The sequence below is a fragment of the Methylobacterium sp. DB0501 genome (assembly GCF_011043735.1).
GTDB classification, from domain to species: domain Bacteria; phylum Pseudomonadota; class Alphaproteobacteria; order Rhizobiales; family Beijerinckiaceae; genus Methylobacterium; species Methylobacterium alsaeris.
Genome location: NZ_JAAKGV010000006.1, coordinates 268937 through 286871 on the forward strand (window position 1 = coordinate 268937; position 17935 = coordinate 286871).

Below are 17935 nucleotides of genomic sequence, written 5' to 3' on the forward strand. Positions count from 1 at the left end.
TCAGAACCGGCCTGAGCTGACACGTCCGAAACGACTGGCGGCTGCCCGAGAGTGTAGCGCGTCCCACCACAGACCTCAACGCCAACCGATCCGAAGCGACCTGAGGAGCCGAAGCATGGCCACGGTGCTGACCGGCCTCGTCCGCAACTTCGGTGCGCCCAGCTTCGCCAAGAGCTTCAAAGAAGTGGACCATCCGCGGGACGCCAACGGCCGGTGGACCTCGGGCGATCACGCCGTCGACAACAGCACGTTCCAGCCCGAGGACGAGGCGCGGATGCACGCCATCGACGGCCGCCTGGACAAGCACCTCGGCAACATCCACGCGGCCCGGAAGCAGGCGGCCGAGCACATCGCGGCGCTCGAGGGGATCGGAGCGACCGTCGAGAAGGAGCACGCCGCCGCCCTCGATGCGCTCACCGGGCACAACGGCGTTCTCGGCGAGTACGGATTTGCCGAGAGCGAATCCACCGAGGTCGACGATGCTGCCGAGTTCATGTCCGGCATCGATGACGCACGCGACGTGCTGAAACCGCATGCGACCGCCGCGAAGCTGAAGTGAGCGACGAGATGACTATGCAGTGCGGGTTGCAGACCTTCGGAGTACTCGGGATGGCGAAGGCCTGGAACGAGGAGGACCATCCGCGAGACGACCACGGGAAGTTTTCGTCGACCGGCGGTGGTGGCGGCGATGACGAGGAATTCAGGCCCGGCGAGGGCTACGAGCCCGTCGATCAGAAGCGCCACGACAAGGCGATGAAATCGCTTAGCAATCACGTTGGGAAGCTGGAAAGCAGCTTGGATCGGGCAGCCGTTGTCTTCCATGACCCTGGCGCCACCGCGGATCAGATCATCGCAGCGGGCAAGGACGTCACCCGGCACCACGCGGCAGCCGGCCGGGCCTACGACGAGGTGCACGAGGTCCGGGCGCTCTACGGCGACGAGGAGCACGAGACGCCGATCCTCAACGATACTGAGGACCTGGTGGGGGCGCTCGGCAGCTACGAGGAGGCGCACGCCGCCTCCAGGGAAGCGCTGGCCACCATCCGCGAGGAGACCGCCAGTCGCGCCGCATCCGCCGCACAGGCCGGCGCCAGCCGGCACGACGACGTCATCACCCAGCTCGAGCGCGATCTCGAAGCCGCGTCGAGTTCAATGGCCGCGCGCCGGGCGGCCCTGCGGTCGAAGCCCGCCTGAGCCAGCAACAGGACACGGACATGTCGGACCTTTCCCTCTTCATCCCCCTGACCAAGGTCGACGCCGAGCAGCGCCTGGTCTACGGCGTCGCCACGGCCGAGACCAAGGATAGGTCCGGCGAGGTCTGCGACTACGCCTCGACCAAGCCGTATTACGAGAAGTGGTCGGGCGGCATCCACAAGGCGACCGAGGGCAAGTCGTTCGGCAACCTGCGGGCGATGCACGGCAAGGTCGCGGCCGGCAAGGTCACGGCGCTCGCCTTCAACGACGACGCCCGGCAGATCGAGCTCTGCGCCAAGGTGGTCGACGACGCCGAGTGGGCGAAGGTGCTGGAGGGTGTCTACACCGGCTTCTCCCAGGGCGGCGCCTACGTGAAGCGCTGGAAGGGCGAGGACGGCGTGATGCGCTACACCGCCGACCCGAGCGAGATCAGCCTCGTCGACATGCCATGCCTGCCCTCCGCCACGTTCCAGGTGCTGAAGGCCGACGGCGCCGCCGAGACGAAACGCTTCTCCCCCGCGGTGACGGTGACGCCGGAAGAGCCCGGCAACGCCGACGTCGTGGCCCGGGCCGAAGCGCTCGCCAAGGCAGCCGGCCAGCCGGGCAAGCCCGGCGACTTCATCGCGCCGGCGCGCCGGGAACTGGAGGCGGAAGCCGCGGCGGCGGCACTGGCGAAGGCCGACGGTCCCGGCACCCAGGAACCGCCCGCCGCCGAGCCGGGACCGGATTATGCCGGCGTGGAGCAGGTCTGGAAGGCCAAGGACGGCACCACCTTCGCGAAGAAGGCGGATGCGCTGGCGCACAATGCGCGCGCCGAGGCCGAGGCGGCGGCGCGGGCCATCACCGGGCCGGCGCTCGACGCCCTGGCGGACCTGACCAAGCAGGCCGGCGTCGGGACGGAGGGCGAGCCGGCTGCCGAGGAACAGCCGGCGAAGCCGGCCAGAAAGCGTCGGCGCCCGGCGGACACCGCCGCCGGCAGCACTGTCGACAAGGTCGCCGCCTCCGACCTCGAGAAAGGCCTGTACGGCGTCTCGCGGCTGGCCTCCCTGATCGGCGAGGTGAAAGATCTGCAGTCCTCGTTCGCCTTCGATGCAGCCTATGCCGGCGCCCAGACCGACGTTCCGGCCCGCATCAAGGCGTGGGCCTCGCAGGGCCTCTCGCTCCTAATGGCGATTGTGCAGAGCGAGATGGACGACCTCGCGGGCAGCGCGGACGACGCGACGATGGCGCTCGCCGCCGGCCGCTTGAGCGACGACGCCTGGGGGGCGCTCCGCAAGGCCGTGCTGGTGAACAGCGCAGGCGGCCAGGCGCTGGCCAAGGTTGGCGCGCGCAACAACAAGTCGGACGCCGAGAAGATTCAGGGCGTACACGACCACGCCGTGGCGCTCGGCGCGACCTGCGGTGCCGAGAAGGCGGCGGGCGGCGACGGACTGGCGAAGGGCGCGGACCTCGTCGAGGTCGTGCGCGCCGAGCTCGCCAAGGTGACGGGCGAGCGCGACGCCCTGAAGAAGGCGGTGACCGACCAGATCATGCCGGCGATCGCCATGCTGCAGAAGATGATCGGCGACCAGCCGGTGCCGCGCCACCTCGTCGGCCGGGCCGTGACCAAGGGCGCCGAGGGCGCTGCCGAACTGGTCTCCGACGAACAGGCCGTGCAGCTCCTCGCCAGGATGACGTCCGAGGAGCGCGCGACGCTGATGATCAAGGTCGCGCAGGCCAACCCCCAGCAGCTTCTCCCGGCCGCGCGCTGACGCGCCGGGGCTGAACACGGAGGCCAGGCCGCCCGGGGACGGGCCGGCCTCGCGCCTCGCCCGCCGGGCCCGACGGCCCACCCCCTCACGACGTCCGCCATGCCGCGCCCCGGGAACGGAGCGTGCGCGCCCGCGGCCGTGCCCATCGATCCGGATCACGCACCCATGTTCCAGGACAATCCCGCTGCCGCCCTGGAGGCCCTGAAGAAGGCCCAGGCGATCCCGCTCAACGATCCGATCCTCGCCCAGCTCGGCCTGACCAAGGCGACCTTCTCGCAGGGCGTCTCGCCCACGAGCGGTCTGACATTTTACGACTTGGAGTTGGGCGCCAAAAATCTGTATCCCGTCCTGACCCCGCTGCGGAACCTGATCCCGCGCGTGCCCGGCCGTGGCGGCATCCAGGCCGCCTGGCGCGCCATCACCGGCATCAACGTGTCGGGGATGCGCATCGGCGTGTCGGGCGGCAACCGCGGCGGCGTGCAGATCGTCGCCACCGCCGACTACACCGCCTCCTACAAGGGCATCGGCATCGAATCGAACGTCGACTTCGAGGCGCAGTACGCGGCCGCGGGTTTCGACGACGTGCGCGCCATCGCGGCCCGCACCGGCCTCCAGAGCCTGATGCTCGGCGAGGAGGCGATGATCCTGGGCGGCAACTCGTCGCTCGCGCTCGGCACCACCCCGACCCCGACGCTCTCGGCCTCGTCCGCCGGCGGCGGCCTCGCCAGCGGCACCCTGTCGGTGATCTGCGTCGCGCTTTCGCTCGACGGCGTGATCAACGGCTCGCTGTCCGGCGGCATCCAGTCGACCATCACCCGCACCAACGCGGACGGCTCGACCGACATCTTCGGCGGCGGCGCGGCGGCGAGGTCCGCTCCGGCCACCGTCGCGGTCACCGGTCCCACCGGCTCGGCCGCGGCCTCGGTCGCGGCTGTGTCCGGCGCGCTGGGATACGCCTGGTTCTGGGGTGCGGCCGGCGCAGAGGTGCTGGGCGCCATCACCCCCATCAACTCGGTCGTCGTCACGGGCGCCGCCGCGGGGACCCAGACGGCCGCCTCGCTCGGCGCCTCGGACCGCTCGACCAACGCGCTCGCCTTCGACGGCCTGCTGACCCAGGCGTTCAAGGCGGGATCGGGCGCGACGATCGTCACGATGCCGTCCGGCACCCCGGGCGTCGGCACCCCGCTCACCGCCGACGGCGCGGGCGGCATCGTCGAGATCGATGCCGTCCTCAAGCAGATGTGGGACCTCTACCGGCTGAGCCCCGACACGATCTGGGTCAACAGCCAGGAGGGGCTCAATCTCTCGCGCAAGATCCTGCAGGGCTCGGCCAACAGCGCCTTCAAGTTCGAGTTCTCCGCCGCCCAGGACGCGCTCGGCGGCGGCATCATGATCCGGAAGTACCTCAACCGGTTCTCGATGCAGGGCGGCTCCGTCCTCGACATCCGCGTCCACCCGAACCTGCCGGCCGGCACCATCCTGTTCACCACGGCCGCGCTGCCGTACCCGATCAACAACATCGGCAACGTCGTGCAGATCCGCACGCGGCAGGACTACTACCAGATCGAGTGGCCGTTGCGCTCGCGCAAGTACGAGTACGGCGTCTACGCGGACGAGGTGCTGCAGCACTACTTCCCGCCGTCGATGGCGGTCCTGACCAATATCGGCAACGGCTGATCGCCAGACCCGGGGCGGCGACCGTGCCGCCTTATCCTTTCCGCGAGGGCCCATCATGGCAATGAACTGGCGCCTGTTCCCGCCCGTCGCGGTCCGGGAGCAGACCCGCACCGCCAACGGTCGCTCCTACTCGGGCCAGCCCGGCGGCGTCGTCACCGTGCCGGAGCAGGACGGGCAGGTGCTCCAGGCGAACGGCTGGACCTTCGTCGCTCCGTCCGGCCCGACGAGCGCCCGGCAGGCCGGCAAGACCGGCCTCTACGCCGCCCACCGCGGGGCGACGTTCTTCGACGAGACGCTGGGCAAGCTGATCGTGTTCGACGGCCAAGCCTGGCGCGATCCCCTCAACGGCAACGCGGTCTGAGGAGGCCGACATGATCACGATGCGCGCGCCCGAGGGGCTGACCGGCTTCACCCATCAGGGCTTTCCCGTCGAGATCCGCGACGGCGTCGCCCAGGTCGACCCGCGCTTCCGCGGCGAGTTCGAGATGCACGGCTTCCGGGCGGAGGACACGGGCCTTCCGCTCCCTGCTCCCGGGGAGCCCGCGCCGCAGCGTCCCCTCGACCTGCGCAAGCAGGTCCTGATCGGCCTGTTCGCCGACCGGCTCGACGCCATGACCGACGACGAGCTCGACGCGATGCTGGCCGATGCACGGGCGGCGCAGCAGCGGGAGCAGGACGGCGCGCCGGTCCTCGACCCGGCCGCGGTGACCGAGGCGGCCATCGACGCGATGTCCCGGCCCGAGCTGTTCGCCTTCCTGAAGCTGAAGGGTGTGCCGGCCGTGCCTCCGATCACCAACGAGGCCCTGCGCGAGAAGGCGCGGGCGGCGCTGGCAGGCTGATCGCAGTGGCGCCGAATCCCTCCGATCTCGTGCGGCTCGCCGACCTGCGAGCGGTGGCGGACCCCGACACCGATCCGGTCCTGCAGCGCCAGATCACGGCGGTGAGCCGGTCGATCCTGACCGCGATCAACCGCCCGTCGATCCTGCCGCGCGCCTACGTCGAGACCTACGAGGCGGGTCGCAACGGGCTGCTGCTGCGCAACTGGCCGGTGACCCGGGTCGACGCGGTCTCGCGCGCCGGCACGCTGGTGCGTCCGCTCGTGCCGGGTTCGGGCCTGATCGCCGGCTACGATGTCGACCCCGACGACGAGGTGCCGCCGGGCCGGCCGCAGATGCTGCGCTTCGGACACGGCAGCCCGATAGGCTTTGGCTGCGCCCGGGTCACGGTGACCTACACGGCCGGCTACCAGGTCACCGCGGAGGCGACCGTGGTGCCCCAGGGCGGGGCGGTCATAGCGCTCCAGCCCTACGGCGCCTGGGCGAGCGATGGCGGCGTGACCTATGCCGGCGGCTCCGCCCTGGCCCGCGTCGCATCCGCCCCGTCCGCCGGCCAGTACGCCATGGACGGCGCGGGCGGCTACACCTTCGCGGCCGCCGATGCCGGCCGGCCGGTCGCGCTCACCTACGGCTACGTCCCGGCCGACCTCGCCAATGCGGCCCGGGAATGGATCCTGGAGCGCCAGGCCTATGCCGAGCGCGTCGGGCTGCAATCCAAGAGCCTCGGCGGCCAGGAGACGGTGTCCTTCCGCATCGCGGCCGTGCCGGACTTCGTCGCGCCGGTCCTGCAGCAATACGCCAGCGTGGTGCCGCCGTGCTGACGGAGATCCAGGTCGACGAGACCAAGGTCGTCGCCCGGCTCGAGCGCGTGCCGGGCGACGTGCTGCGCGCGTTGCGCGCGGCCGTCGACATCGAGCGCCTGATCCTGGAGGCGCTGGTCAAGCGCAAGCTGTCCGGCGAGGTGCTGAACGTCGTCACGGGCAAGCTACGCCGCTCTATCTATTCCTACGTCGAGGCCGAGGGCGACCGGATCTCCGGAGTGGTCGCCCAATCCGGCGACGTGAAGTACGGCCGGCGCTGGGAGTTCGGCTTCACCGGCGACGAGGTCGTGCGGGCCCACGTCAGGACGGTCACCCAGGCCTTCGGCTCGGCAATCGCCCCGCGCGAGGTCGAGGTGCGCGGGTTCACCCGCCACGTCGACCAGCCGGCCCGGCCGTTCATGCGCCCGAGCCTCGCCGAGCGGGCGGCGGCGATCGTGGCGCGCCTCAAGGGCGCCGTCGCGCGAGGAACCGGCGCATGAGCCGCAACGCCGCCGTCGAGGCGCTGAAGGTCGTCGTCGCGGGCGTCTGGGCCTGGAAGGCGCCGCCGTCGCGCCGCCTCAGGCTGTTCGCCGACGTGCCCGCCAAGGACCGCCCCTGCGTCTTCCTGCACGAGGGCGGCGACGAAACCTACACCTGGCAGAGCGGCGCGATCCCGCGGCGAAAGATCGAGGTGAAGGTCTTCGTCTACATCGACGCCAGGGACCCGAAGACGGTCGGCGCGGCGCTCCTCAACGACATCATGGACGCCTTCGACGCAAAGCTCGCGCCGAAGGGCGCCGACGCCGTGCTCGGCCGCAACACGCTGGCCGGCACCCAGTACATGGCGCGCATCGCGGGCCGCCCGATCAAGGTCCCGGGCGACTTGGACGGCGACGGGCTGCTCATCGTGCCCGTGGAGATCGACCTTCCGTAGCCTCCAGGAGACCCTCATGACCGACAACGACGACGGCCCCGGGGTAGCGGCGCCCGCTGCCATGTCCACCGTTGCGGCGGAAGCGCCGGCCAGCGCGGTCACCGTCCCGGACAGCCCGGCTGCGGCGACGCCGGCCACCGCCTGCGGCGTCGGCGAGCCGACGACCGCGGTGGCCATCGCGCTGTCGACGCTCCAGGGCAGCACCGCCGAGAGAATCGACCAGTTGCACCGCGAGATGTTCGCCGGCTCGGCCCTCGGCCACCACACCGAACTCTGGAACCTCGTCGCCTCGTTCAAGGAGCGCGTGAAGGCGCTCGTCGCGGCAGAGGCCTGAACCCCCGCCAACCCCACCCCCGAGGAGATCCCCTTGTACAGCTTCGGCTCCGGCGTGCTGATCGGCACGCGCACCGACGTGCCCAACGCCACGCCGGTCAATTTCGGCCTCGTCCAGGAGGTCACCATCGACGAATCCGCGAGCCTCAAGGAGCTCTACGGCCAGTTCCAGCGCCCGGTCGCCATCGCCCGCGGGACGATCAAGACCACCGGCAAGGCCAAGGTCGCGAGGATCTCCGGGCTCGCCTTCGCCAGCCTCTATTACGGCGTCACGCCGGTGGCCGGGCAGGTGATGACGGCCTTCGGCGAGGCTGCGACCGTGCCGGCGGCCGCGCCCTACACCGTTACGGTGGCGAACGGCGCGAGCTTCGTCGGCGACCAGGGCCCGATCTATGCCCTGACCGGGCTGCCCCTGATCCGGGTCGCCTCGGCGCCCGCTGCGGGGCAGTACAGCCTGGGCGCGGGCGGCGTCTACACCTTCGCCTCGGCCGACTCGGGCAAGCCCCTGCTGCTGAACTACACCTACACGCTCGCCGGCAGCGGCCAGCGCTTCACGGTCACCAACCAGCTGCTCGGCACGACGCCGACCTTCGCCGTCCAGCTCTACACCACGTTCCAGGGCCAGTCGGTCAACGTGAACTACGTCAACTGCACGGCCTCGAAGCTCGGCTTCGGCACGAAGCTGGAAGACTTCACGATGCCCGAGTTCGATTTCAGCATGTTCGCGGATGCCGCCGGCAACGTCGCGACCTGGTCGTTCGGGGACGTCGCGTGACCGGGCCCGCCACGACCGCTCCCCCGCCGCGGACCGTCCGGCTCGGCGCCCGGGAATGGACCATCCGCCCGCTCACCCTGGCGCAACTGGAGGAACTGGACCCGGTCGTTCAGGGCGGGCCGGGGCTGTCCCCGACGGCCTACGGCGCCGCGGTGATCGCTGCCGGCCTGCGGCGCGACCATCCGGACGACGCCGCCCTGGCGGATCGGCGCGAGCTCGAGGCGACCGGCCCCGAGGTCGCCGCGGCCTCCTCGGCCATCCTGCGGCTCGGCGGCTACCTGCCGGAGACCCTGCCGGGGGAAGCACGCGCGGCGGAGAGCGCCGCGGCCTCGACTTCGGCTTCATCTACGGACGTCTCGCCACCGGCTGCGGCTACGCCCCCGGCGTGATCGCCGGGATGACGATCTGGGACGTGGAGCGGATCTTCGCCTACTGGCGCGGCTCACCGCCCACCCACGAGCTCGTGGCCGCCTACCTCGGCTACAAGCCGCCGCCCGAGCCGGCGGCGGCCGCTCCTTCCGCCGACGATCCCAGCGGCATCGGCTCCATGATCATGCGGTTCCCTGATGGTGCAGTAAAGGCAGGATAGCACCCGGAATGCGAATGGCTTCGTTGCTCTACCTGAGGAGTAGCTTCGTCAATACGAGGATTGCTCCTGCCGGACCGACAGAAAAATTGTGGTCGACATCCACAATCTTGTAGTTGTTACTTCCAAGCGTGATCAAATTACCGGCAGAAAAGCTGCCATATGACTGGGACGCCGGCGGAAAGGTGGCGATGATGGTATTTGTTGTGCTGCTTTGAAGCTGAAGAGCATACGACACCATCGCCCATCTCCCGTCATATCCGATTCGCCGGATTGAAGCATCCGGCGACATATCTGACCCAGAAACAAGTTCGACTGCAATTCGGATCGAGCCCAGGAAAAGAATTAGAGACAAATGTCTGATGACATCCAGGCTCGCTTCGGCGGCGATGCCTCCGGCATCCGTGCGGCGGCTCAAGCTGCCAAGGCCGCCATCCAGGATCAGGCGGCAGCGGCCCAGGCCGCCAACCTCGCCACGGGGCAGGCATTGCGCAACCTCGGCGCCGAGATGCGCGCCAATCGCGAGGCGATGCAGGCGCAGGTCGCGGCTGCCCAGCAGACCGCCGCGGCAACGGCCCGCATCGCCGCCGCGACCCGCGAGGCGAGCGACTGGCAAACCGACCTCAAAGCCGCGCTCGAGCGGACGACGCTCGGCTATCTCACGGTCAAGGTGGCGGCGCTCGACGCCTACGCGGCGCAATCGCTCTACGCCAGCGCCAGCGCAACCATCACCGACCCGTTCCGGAACTACCGCGAGGTCGCGAACACCGCAGCGACGGTGACCGCGGCGGTGCGCGACTACTACACGTCGGTCGCCTACGCAGAGCATGGCGGACGGCTGTTCGCCCAGGCCAACGAGGGGGTGCGCGCCTCGATCGGCCGGACGATCCTCGACGTCGAGCAATTCGTCGACCGGATGCGGGCTTCCTCGGCGGAGATGGTCCGCAGTCAGGTCGTGGCCATCTCGGCGGCCGAGGGGCTGGAGCGATTCCGAACCGCGCTCGGTATCACCGATTCCGGCGCGAAGGACGTCCTCCTCCGCTTCACCGGCGAGTTGCAGACGATCCCGGGTCTGAGCCGCGAGGCCGCGGCCGGCATCGAGGTCATGCTGGCGACGGTGCCGAACTACTCGGTCGACACCAACGCCATCCTGGTCAACCTCCTCCAGACCATCTCGAAGACGGGAGACGAGGCCGTCGCCAACGCGCAGAAGATCGGCGCGGCGTTCAAGGACCAGCAGAACGGCGGCCGGATCCTCGGCGACCTGACGGCCGACCTGCGCAACCTCGAGGACATCCAGGTGCTCGCGCGCCGGATCGCGGCCTCGCTGACGCCGCAGCAGGCGGTCTCCTACTTCGACACGATCGAGGGCCGCCTGAGGAAGCAGGCCGAGCAGCAGGCGTTCATCGCGGAGGAGAACGACAAGGCGATCCGCCGGTATCCCCTGATCGGCAACGCGCTGGCCGACATCAACGAGCGTCTCTACGGGGCGCAGGCCACGCAGCGCAGCCTCAACGAGGAGATCCGGGTCGCGACCCTGGAATTGCAGAACCAGCGGCGCGAACGCGAGGGGATCGTGGCCGCGCAACAGCGCGAGGCCGACTTCCAGAAGGCGCTCAACGCCGAGGCCTCGCAGACCGGCCGGCTTCAGCAGTCGGAGGCCGCTTCGGCGGTCTTGCGGGGCCGGCTGAACAACACCGGGGCCGCGAGCCGGATGACCCCGGCCGAACGCGACCTGATGATCCGCACCGTCTACGGCGAGGCCGGCGGCGAGCGCGCCGAGGGGCAGGAAGCCGTCGCGAACGTCATCCGCAACCGGATTCTCAGCGGGCGCTACGGCGGCAACTACCAGGACGTCGTCACGGCGCCGCGCCAGTTCTCGGTCTGGAACCCCGGCGACCCGGCCGGAGCCCGCGCCCGGGCCTTGAGCCCGGACAGCGACGAGTACCGGCGCACCGGCGAGATCGTCGACAAGGTCTACCTGTCCGAGGCGGCCGACCCGACCAGGGGCGCGACGAACTACTACAATCCGAGGGCCGCCGACCCGGCCTGGGGCAGGACGCTCGGGAACGTCACCGACATCGGCAACCACCGGTTCGGCAACACGCCCGAGAGCCCGCCGGTCGGGGACGCCGCGCAGCAGGACGCGATCCGGCAGCGCCTCGAGGAACAGGCCGACATCCGCCGGCGGATCGCCGACGAGCAGCGCGGCGGCACCCGGGCCGACGTCGAGTCGCTGACGATCGCGCAGGAAGCGGTGGGTGCCGCGCGCAACCAGGTCGAGGAGGCGCGGCGCCTCGTCGAGGCGCGCAAGGACGACGAGCGGGCGGCGCAGGGGGGCACGCCGGCCGCACGCCTCGCCGCCGCCCGCGCCGTCGCCGAAGCCGAGCAGGCCCTGCGGGACCGGCAGCGCGCGCAGGAGCAGAGCGAGATCGACCTGCGCATCGCCGGCATGGAGACATCGAGCGCCGAGCGCGTCCGCATCGTCAACGACGAGGTCACGAAGCAGCAGGCCGCCTATGCCCGCGGCTCGGCCGAGTGGAACCGGCTCGAGTTGCAGAAAACCAACAGCCTCCGGGCGCAGGAGAAGGCCGCGGCCCAGGAGGCCGAGACCCTGCTGCGGGCACGCACCGCGCTCAAGACGGTCGGATCGGACAACAGCGACCCGGACACCGCCAAGGCCCGGATCGCGATGCTCGACCAGCTGCTCGCCAAGGAAGAGGCGGGCTCGCTCAAGTCCATCCAGCTGGCGCGGGAGAAGGCCGAGATCGAGACGGAGATGGAGCGCGCCTCGGCCGCCGAGAAGGCAGCGGCGGAGGACACCGCCTACCAGAACGCCCGCCGCGTCCTCGAGGACCGGATCAAGGACATCCGCGCCGAGGCCGGCGAGCGCCAGATCTCGTTCGAGGAGAGGCGGGCGCAGACGCTGACGGTGCTGGCAGAGATCGAGACGCTCGAGCGCGGTCACCAGGAACGGCTGACGGCGATCTGGGGCGACGGCACCAGCCAGTACCGTCAGGCCAGGGCCCAGCTGCTGCAGATCGACGGGCAGTCCGCGGCCCGCCGCGCCCAGGCCGAGCGTGAGGTCAACAAGGCGGTCTACCAGGACACCCGTCGCTCCTACGAGCAGATCGGCGCGACGCTGACCAGCAACACCTTCGCGGTGCTGCAGGGCCAGCAGACCGTCGCCCAGGCCGCGCGCGCCACCGCGATGTCGATCGTCCAGAGCTACGTGCAGGCCAAGGTCCGGCTCGTCGCCGACTGGCTCGCCGGCGTCACCACCCACCAGGCCGGCGAGGCCGCCAAGACTGCCGCCACGGTCGCTGGCGTGACCACCCGCACGGGCGCCGAGGAGGCCGGGGCGGCGACATCGCTCGCCACGCAGGGAGCCGCGATGGTCAAGTCGATCATGGCTTCGGCCGCTGAGACCTTCGCGGGCATCTTCGGCTTCCTGTCGCCGCTGATGGGCCCGGCCGCTGCTGGCCCGGCGCTGGCCGGACAGGCCACTGTCGCGGCGGCTGCGGCGGCGATCCCGTCCTTCGCCGTCGGCGCCTGGTCGCTGCCCGGCGACACGTTGGCAAACGTCCACCGCGGCGAGATGATCGTGCCGGCTGCCGCCACGCCCTGGGCACAGAGCCTGATGGCCCAGGCCGCCAGCGGCAAGGCCGGCGGCCCCCCGGCCGGCACCGGCGACGTGCACTTCCACGTCTCGGCCGTCGACGCGGCCGGGGTGAAGTCATTCTTTCGCACCCATGCCCGCCACATCATGGAGGCGATCAACGACGGCGTGCGCACCGGTTCCCACCTCGGCCTGTCCAAGCTGCGCAGCTGATGGCGACGTTTCTCGGGGTGAACCTGCTGCCGGCCTCCGGCGAGTGGGTCTACGACACCGTGCCCCACCGCGGCCTGCATGCCGGGGAGGGCGCCTTCGTCGCGCTCAACCTCAACGCGGCCCCGGGCGGCACGAAGACCGACTACAGCGTCTCGCTCGACCAGCTGCAGGCGCAGTACCCGGCTTGCCGGACGGTCAACCTGATCGTGGCGTGGTTCGGCTCCTCTACCGACGTCGCGCAGGCCAGGGTCTATCCCTCGACCACCTTCATCGGCGGCCAGTTCCAGGCGCTCGTCTCCGGCAGCTGGCAGGCCGACCCGTGGCGCTGCTCGGGGCTGACGCAGGCCTCGCCCGGGCTGATCCCGATCTCGGCCAGCGGCGGCACCGCCACCTATGGCGGCACGCCCTCCGACCAGGCGGTGGTGCGCTGCATCCGCGACCTCAAGGCCCGCGGCCTGCGCGTCGTGTTCTACCCGTTCCTGCTGATGGACTGCGCCGGCTATCCGTGGCGGGGCCGTATCGGTTGGACCGGGAGCGACAAATCGGCCGCGGCGGCGAGCGCCGTGGCGGCGTTCCTCGGCTCCGCCGCGCCGTCGCAGTTCACGCGCGACACCACCAACCTCACGGTCGCCTACGCCGGCTCGCCTACGGACTTCACCTTCCGGCGCATGATCCTGCACTACGCCCACCTCTGCGTGGTGGCGGGCGGCGTCGACCTGTTCCTCGTCGGCTCGGAGCTGCGAAGCCTCGAGGCGATCCGCGGCCCCGCCTGGACCAAGACCGGGACAGTGGGATCGGACGGGCGTGCGACCTGGGACTATCCGTTCGTCGCCAGTCTGATGCAACTCGCCGCCGACGTGCGCGGGATCTTCGACGGCGCCGGGCTCTCCCGGGACGCATCTGCAATGAAGAACCTGATCTCCTACGCGGCCGACTGGTCGGTGTGGACCGGGTACCAGCACCCGGGCGAGGCCGGTCAGTGGCCCCATCTCGACCAGCTCTACGCCTCGGCTGCCATCGACCTCGTGGCGATCGACAACTACCTGCCTCTCTCCGACTGGACCACTGGCACCGGCGGCCTCGACGCGGCCAACTGGAGCGCCCCGGCGCCGACCACTTGGCCGCCCACAGCCGCCACCATGAACGGGCTCGGCCTGTCCGGATCGCCGATGCTGGGCTCGCTCGCCTACCTGAAGGCCAACATCGAGGGCGGCGAGAAATACGGCTGGTTCTACGCCGATTCGACCAATCTCGGCCCTGGCCTCGACCCGCTCGGCTCGGGGCTCACCGTCTCGCGCCCGAACGGCGACCGCGCCACCCAGACCCGGACGCCCTACGCCGCCGGCCAGCAGCTTCTCGCGCCCAAGATGCTGAGGTGGTGGTGGAACAACCCGCACCCGGCCGTCTACGACACCGGCGACGGCCAGGGCTGGGTGCCGCGCGGCGCGCCTTCGAAGTGGGTGCCGCAGTCGAAATCGGTCACCTTCACCGAGTACGGCTTCCCGACCTGCGACCGCTGCACCAACCAGCCCAACGTCTTCTACGACCCGAAATCCACCGAGAGCTTCACCCCGTACTGGTCGGCCTGGGATCCGGCGGAGGGCGGCCGTGTCGCGCCGCGCCGCAACGACACCCTGGCGGCGCTCGGGCTGCAGGCGGTCTACGAGTACTGGGTGGTCGACGGGAAGAACGCCGCCTCTCCGGCCGGCCTGAAGATGATCGAGCCGACCTTCATGGCGGCCTGGAACTGGGACGCCCGCCCGTTTCCGACCTTCCCGCTCCTCGGTTCGGTCTGGGGCGACGCGGCGAACTGGCGGGTCGGCAACTGGCTCGGCGGCAAGGGGCCGGCCCTGCCGCCGCCGGCCGCCGACGCTCCGCCCGCGCCGGGTGGGCCGTATCCGAGCTTCCCGACACTCGCGGGCCGGGGCTGGTCGACCCGCTACCGGCCGGCCTTCGTCACAGCCATGGCGGGCCACGTCTCGGGCCGCGAGAGCCGCGCCACCCGCCGCAGCCAGCCCACCTGGGAGATCGAGATGACCTTTGACGTGCTGCGCATGGATGTCATCGCCGACCTCCAGGCGCTGGTTGGCTTCTTCGGCCGGATGCGCGGACGCGCGACGCCGTTCACGGTGCCGGTGCCGACCTATCTCGGCCTGGGCTCGTCGCTCCTCTGCCGTTTCGCCGAGGACGCCATCGCGCCCGAGCAGTTCATGACGCGGCTGTGGGAGCTGCGCTCGCTCAAGCTCGTCAGCGTGCCGGCCTGATGTCCGGTGCCGGCCTGATGCCCGCGACCTTCCCGAGCCTGCCGGGCGCTGCCTGGCCCGTCACCAAGCGCCCGATCACAGCGACCCGGGTGGAGGCGCACGCTTCGGGGCGCGAGGTGCGCAGTCCGCTCTACCCGGCTGCGCTCTACGAGTTCAGCCTGCCGATCGAGGGCCTGACGCCGGACGGCTCGTTCCCCGGCCTCGGCACGGCGAGCCTGCAGGCGCTGCTCGGCCTCTACGTCCAGTGCCGCGGGACCTGGGGGACGTTCCTGTTCACCGACCCGACCGACGGCGCCGTCACCAACCAGGCCCTCGCTGCTGGCGATGGCGCGACGACCGTCTTCCCGTTCGTGCGCACCCTGGGCGGGCTCACCGAGACGGTGGGATGGGTGACGGCGGTGAGCCGGGTGACCGTGGCGGGTGTCACGCAGGCGGGCGGCTGGAACCTGACCGCCCCGAACCTCCTCACCTTCGCAACGGCGCCCGCCGCCGGCGCCGTGATTGCTGCCGACTTCGCCTACGCCTTCCTCTGCCGCTTCATGGATGAAGGCGTGGATTTCGAGCACCTGATGCAGGGCCTGTGGGCGGTGAAGAGCCTGCGCTTCCGGAGCACAACGGCGTGAGGGCCGCGTCGCCGGCGCTGGTCGCCTATCTGGTAGGTCTGGGGGCGCAGCGGGACGTCGCGCTGCTCTATGCCGACTGCTACACGATCACCCTGCGGTCTGGCACGGTGATCGCGGTCACCAACGCCGACGTCGCGGTGTCGTTCGGCGGCTTCGTCTACCTCGCCAACTCGCTGATGGTCGACGGCCTGCGGTTCCGCTGCTCGGTCGGCATCGAGGTCGACCAGCAGCAGGTCACCCTCTCGGCACGCCCGACGGACCTGATCGGCGGCGTGCCCGCCATGGTGGCGCTGCGCAACGGCGCCCTCGACGGGGCGAGAGTCCGGCGGGAGCGCGCCTTCCTCACCGACTGGGGTGTGCCGCCGGTCGGCGCCGTGCTGCTGTTCCAGGGCCGGGTCTCGACGGTGGACGCGGTCGGGCGCACCTCGGCGCGGATCACGGTCGCCTCGGACCTCGTGCTGCTCGACGTCGACATGCCGCGCAACGTTTGGCAGCCGACCTGCAATCACGTCCTGTTCGATTCCGGCTGCGGCCTGCCCAAGGAGGCGTTCGGGGGCACTGGCGTCGTGGATGCCGGCGCCACCCCGACGCGCATCCCGTGGACGGGCGCCTCGCCGGCCTACGCCCAGGGCACACTTACGGTCACCGGCGGGGCCAACGCCGGTGCGACCGCTAACATCAAGATGGCGGACGCCACGGGCCTGACCCTGGCCTATCCGCTCCAGACCGCGCCGGCCGCCGGCGACACCTTCGTGGCCTATAAGGGCTGCGACCACACCCTGGCGACCTGCCGGGCGAAGTTCGCCAACGCGGCTCGGTTCCGCGGTTTCCCGTTCGTGCCGACGCCGGAGACGGCGTTGTGATCCGGCTGCTCGCACGATCCGGCGCGGGGTGGATCTCGCCGGCGGGCTACCCCGACCTGTCGAGCCCATCGGCCCTTTGCACGCCTTGCCGGACGATTGTCGTTAGGGTCCACGATAGAGCGGTTTGGCCGCCATACCGGCCTCTCCCACCCGCGACCTCCTCCCGAGGCGCCGAAGCATAGCGCAGGCCTCGAAGGAGGGGTCCAGAAATCCCTGAGATCCCTGGCCCCCTCCTTCGAGGTCAATCGATCTTTTATTGACCAACACTCAGGATGAGGTGATAGAGCATTAATTTCTACGTTGTCTCAATATTTTAAGTTAAGCACGGATGGGAGGATAACCCGCTATCCATCATCTCAGAAGGTTGCGAATGCCTGAGAGCTGCGCGTTGGTGTCGCTCTGAATTTGCTCTCCGACCAGCTGCCTTGCCCGAATTTCGGCATTGTAACCCCTGTTCAGGACTTTACCCGACGCGAATCCAAAGCTGATCTTGTCTGTGTTCGATCGGCTGGCGGAAGCGAAGGCGCCGGGACCGGTGAAATGGCGGAAGGTCCATGTCGGTCCCGCGCCGGTGATGCCTAGATTCTTCACAAATTGAATGCTGCCGCTGAATTCACCGTCGAGCGGCGAGACAGTGCTGTCGCGCTTGAGCCCTGTCGTCGCGATCGCGCCCGCGACACTCCGTCTGATGCCCAGCTCACCCGACAGGTTCGCATCGACATCCGGGCAATCGAACGCAGCCGGATCCCTCGAATATTTGAAATCTATATCTACCATTGAGAAATATAAATTCAGCGACAGCGTGTCCTCTCGCTGGAGATCGGCCTGACCGCTGAGACCGAAAAGATACTTGGCCGTGTCCGGGAACGTGACCTCGGGCGCGACGCCGGCCTTGTTGCTCACGTTGAGATAAACAAGCATGGCAACTTGATAGTTGTTGCCAACGAGATACTGGTGATATGGCGTCCTATATGTTTTTCCATCATGCATTTCGTAGAGAAGGCTGGCCAGCTCGCATCGTATTCTCCGGGTGATGGAGGTCGTCAGCGGAACCCCATACGCATCGGTGGGAATGTCGAAACTCGGCACCGTCAGGGCGCAGCCGGCGAGGTCCAGCGAGAGGAACGCGGCGATCACGCCTTTCAGCCTGGTCATGGGACATACTTTCGTCAGGCTACGAGCAGGGTTCAGTTCTGGATCGTCCGTTTCCGCCATAATACTCGCCCGTCATCTCACAGGCATAGACCTTGACCCGGTTACGGCACGCATATCTCGCACCGGGCAAATTCAGCTCGCATGTCATTCTGACATTTTTTGCAGGATCAGGATGATCTCCTCCATCTTCATACTTTTTGATCGTATCATCGATCATCTTATCCGTAGGATAATTCATAAAATAGTTTAAAATCTTCGGAACAACATTCGCAAAAATGTTCGCCATTGCGTCCTCCATTGCGCTGCTCAAAT

At 69.5% G+C, this 17935-nt stretch carries 19 protein-coding genes; 17 read left to right on the plus strand and 2 right to left on the minus strand.

Going from position 1 to position 17935, the window contains the following annotated elements; genetic code table 11:
• Positions 1 to 115: 115 nt before the first annotated feature.
• From G4G93_RS11320 to G4G93_RS11400, 17 genes are all read left to right on the plus strand, one after another.
• Positions 116 to 559, plus strand: coding sequence for a hypothetical protein (locus tag G4G93_RS11320; protein WP_165084196.1), 444 nt, complete (start codon positions 116 to 118; stop codon positions 557 to 559).
• Between the two features lie 50 nt (positions 560 to 609).
• The gene (locus tag G4G93_RS11325; RefSeq protein WP_165084198.1) at positions 610 to 1194 is read left to right on the plus strand and encodes a hypothetical protein; all 585 of its coding nucleotides are present in this window, start codon (positions 610 to 612) and stop codon (positions 1192 to 1194) included.
• 20 nt (positions 1195 to 1214) lie between these two features.
• Positions 1215 to 2945 (plus strand): hypothetical protein, encoded by a 1731-nt coding sequence (locus G4G93_RS35530; RefSeq protein WP_206289689.1) that lies wholly within the window; start codon positions 1215 to 1217, stop codon positions 2943 to 2945.
• Between the two features lie 165 nt (positions 2946 to 3110).
• Positions 3111 to 4622, plus strand: a complete 1512-nt coding sequence (locus tag G4G93_RS11335; RefSeq protein WP_165084200.1) for a hypothetical protein — start codon at positions 3111 to 3113, stop codon at positions 4620 to 4622.
• A 55-nt stretch (positions 4623 to 4677) separates the two neighbouring features.
• Positions 4678 to 4983 carry a hypothetical protein gene (locus tag G4G93_RS11340; protein WP_165084202.1) on the plus strand — a complete coding sequence of 102 codons (306 nt, stop codon included), beginning with the start codon at positions 4678 to 4680 and terminating at the stop codon, positions 4981 to 4983.
• A gap of 10 nt (positions 4984 to 4993) precedes the next feature.
• Positions 4994 to 5461: a hypothetical protein gene (locus G4G93_RS11345; protein ID WP_165084204.1), complete on the plus strand. Its 468-nt coding sequence runs from the start codon at positions 4994 to 4996 to the stop codon at positions 5459 to 5461.
• A 5-nt stretch (positions 5462 to 5466) separates the two neighbouring features.
• Positions 5467 to 6279 (plus strand): hypothetical protein, encoded by an 813-nt coding sequence (locus G4G93_RS11350; RefSeq protein ID WP_165084206.1) that lies wholly within the window; start codon positions 5467 to 5469, stop codon positions 6277 to 6279.
• Positions 6273 to 6758: an HK97 gp10 family phage protein gene (locus G4G93_RS11355; protein WP_165084208.1), complete on the plus strand. Its 486-nt coding sequence runs from the start codon at positions 6273 to 6275 to the stop codon at positions 6756 to 6758. The genes G4G93_RS11350 and G4G93_RS11355 overlap by 7 nt, the downstream gene beginning before the upstream one ends.
• Positions 6755 to 7192: a hypothetical protein gene (locus G4G93_RS11360; protein ID WP_165084210.1), complete on the plus strand. Its 438-nt coding sequence runs from the start codon at positions 6755 to 6757 to the stop codon at positions 7190 to 7192. Before G4G93_RS11355 ends, G4G93_RS11360 begins: the two co-directional genes overlap by 4 nt.
• A 16-nt stretch (positions 7193 to 7208) precedes the next feature.
• Positions 7209 to 7526, plus strand: coding sequence for a hypothetical protein (locus tag G4G93_RS11365; protein ID WP_165084213.1), 318 nt, complete (start codon positions 7209 to 7211; stop codon positions 7524 to 7526).
• A 33-nt stretch (positions 7527 to 7559) separates the two neighbouring features.
• On the plus strand, positions 7560 to 8300 hold the full coding sequence (locus G4G93_RS11370; protein WP_165084215.1) for a hypothetical protein: 741 nt from the start codon (positions 7560 to 7562) through the stop codon (positions 8298 to 8300).
• A complete protein-coding gene (locus G4G93_RS11375; protein WP_206289690.1) occupies positions 8297 to 8689 on the plus strand; it encodes a hypothetical protein in 393 nt (130 codons plus the stop codon). Before G4G93_RS11370 ends, G4G93_RS11375 begins: the two co-directional genes overlap by 4 nt.
• A gap of 8 nt (positions 8690 to 8697) precedes the next feature.
• Positions 8698 to 8889, plus strand: a complete 192-nt coding sequence (locus G4G93_RS11380) for a hypothetical protein (RefSeq protein ID WP_165084217.1) — start codon at positions 8698 to 8700, stop codon at positions 8887 to 8889.
• A gap of 352 nt (positions 8890 to 9241) precedes the next feature.
• Complete coding sequence (locus G4G93_RS11385) at positions 9242 to 12718, plus strand: cell wall hydrolase (RefSeq protein WP_165084219.1); 3477 nt, start codon at positions 9242 to 9244, stop codon at positions 12716 to 12718.
• Positions 12718 to 14982, plus strand: coding sequence for a glycoside hydrolase TIM-barrel-like domain-containing protein (locus G4G93_RS11390; RefSeq protein ID WP_165084221.1), 2265 nt, complete (start codon positions 12718 to 12720; stop codon positions 14980 to 14982). Before G4G93_RS11385 ends, G4G93_RS11390 begins: the two co-directional genes overlap by 1 nt.
• A gap of 17 nt (positions 14983 to 14999) precedes the next feature.
• Positions 15000 to 15605: a DUF2460 domain-containing protein gene (locus tag G4G93_RS11395; RefSeq protein ID WP_165084223.1), complete on the plus strand. Its 606-nt coding sequence runs from the start codon at positions 15000 to 15002 to the stop codon at positions 15603 to 15605.
• Positions 15602 to 16468, plus strand: a complete 867-nt coding sequence (locus G4G93_RS11400) for a DUF2163 domain-containing protein (protein WP_165084225.1) — start codon at positions 15602 to 15604, stop codon at positions 16466 to 16468. Before G4G93_RS11395 ends, G4G93_RS11400 begins: the two co-directional genes overlap by 4 nt.
• A gap of 351 nt (positions 16469 to 16819) precedes the next feature.
• On the opposite strand, the gene G4G93_RS11405 is transcribed toward G4G93_RS11400, so the two are convergent.
• Both G4G93_RS11405 and G4G93_RS11410 read right to left on the minus strand, forming a co-directional pair.
• Entirely contained in the window at positions 16820 to 17623 is an 804-nt protein-coding gene (locus G4G93_RS11405; protein ID WP_165084227.1) for a hypothetical protein, read from the minus strand.
• Positions 17624 to 17642: 19 nt separating this feature from the next.
• A complete protein-coding gene (locus G4G93_RS11410; protein ID WP_165084229.1) occupies positions 17643 to 17909 on the minus strand; it encodes a hypothetical protein in 267 nt (88 codons plus the stop codon).
• Positions 17910 to 17935: the final 26 nt, after the last annotated feature.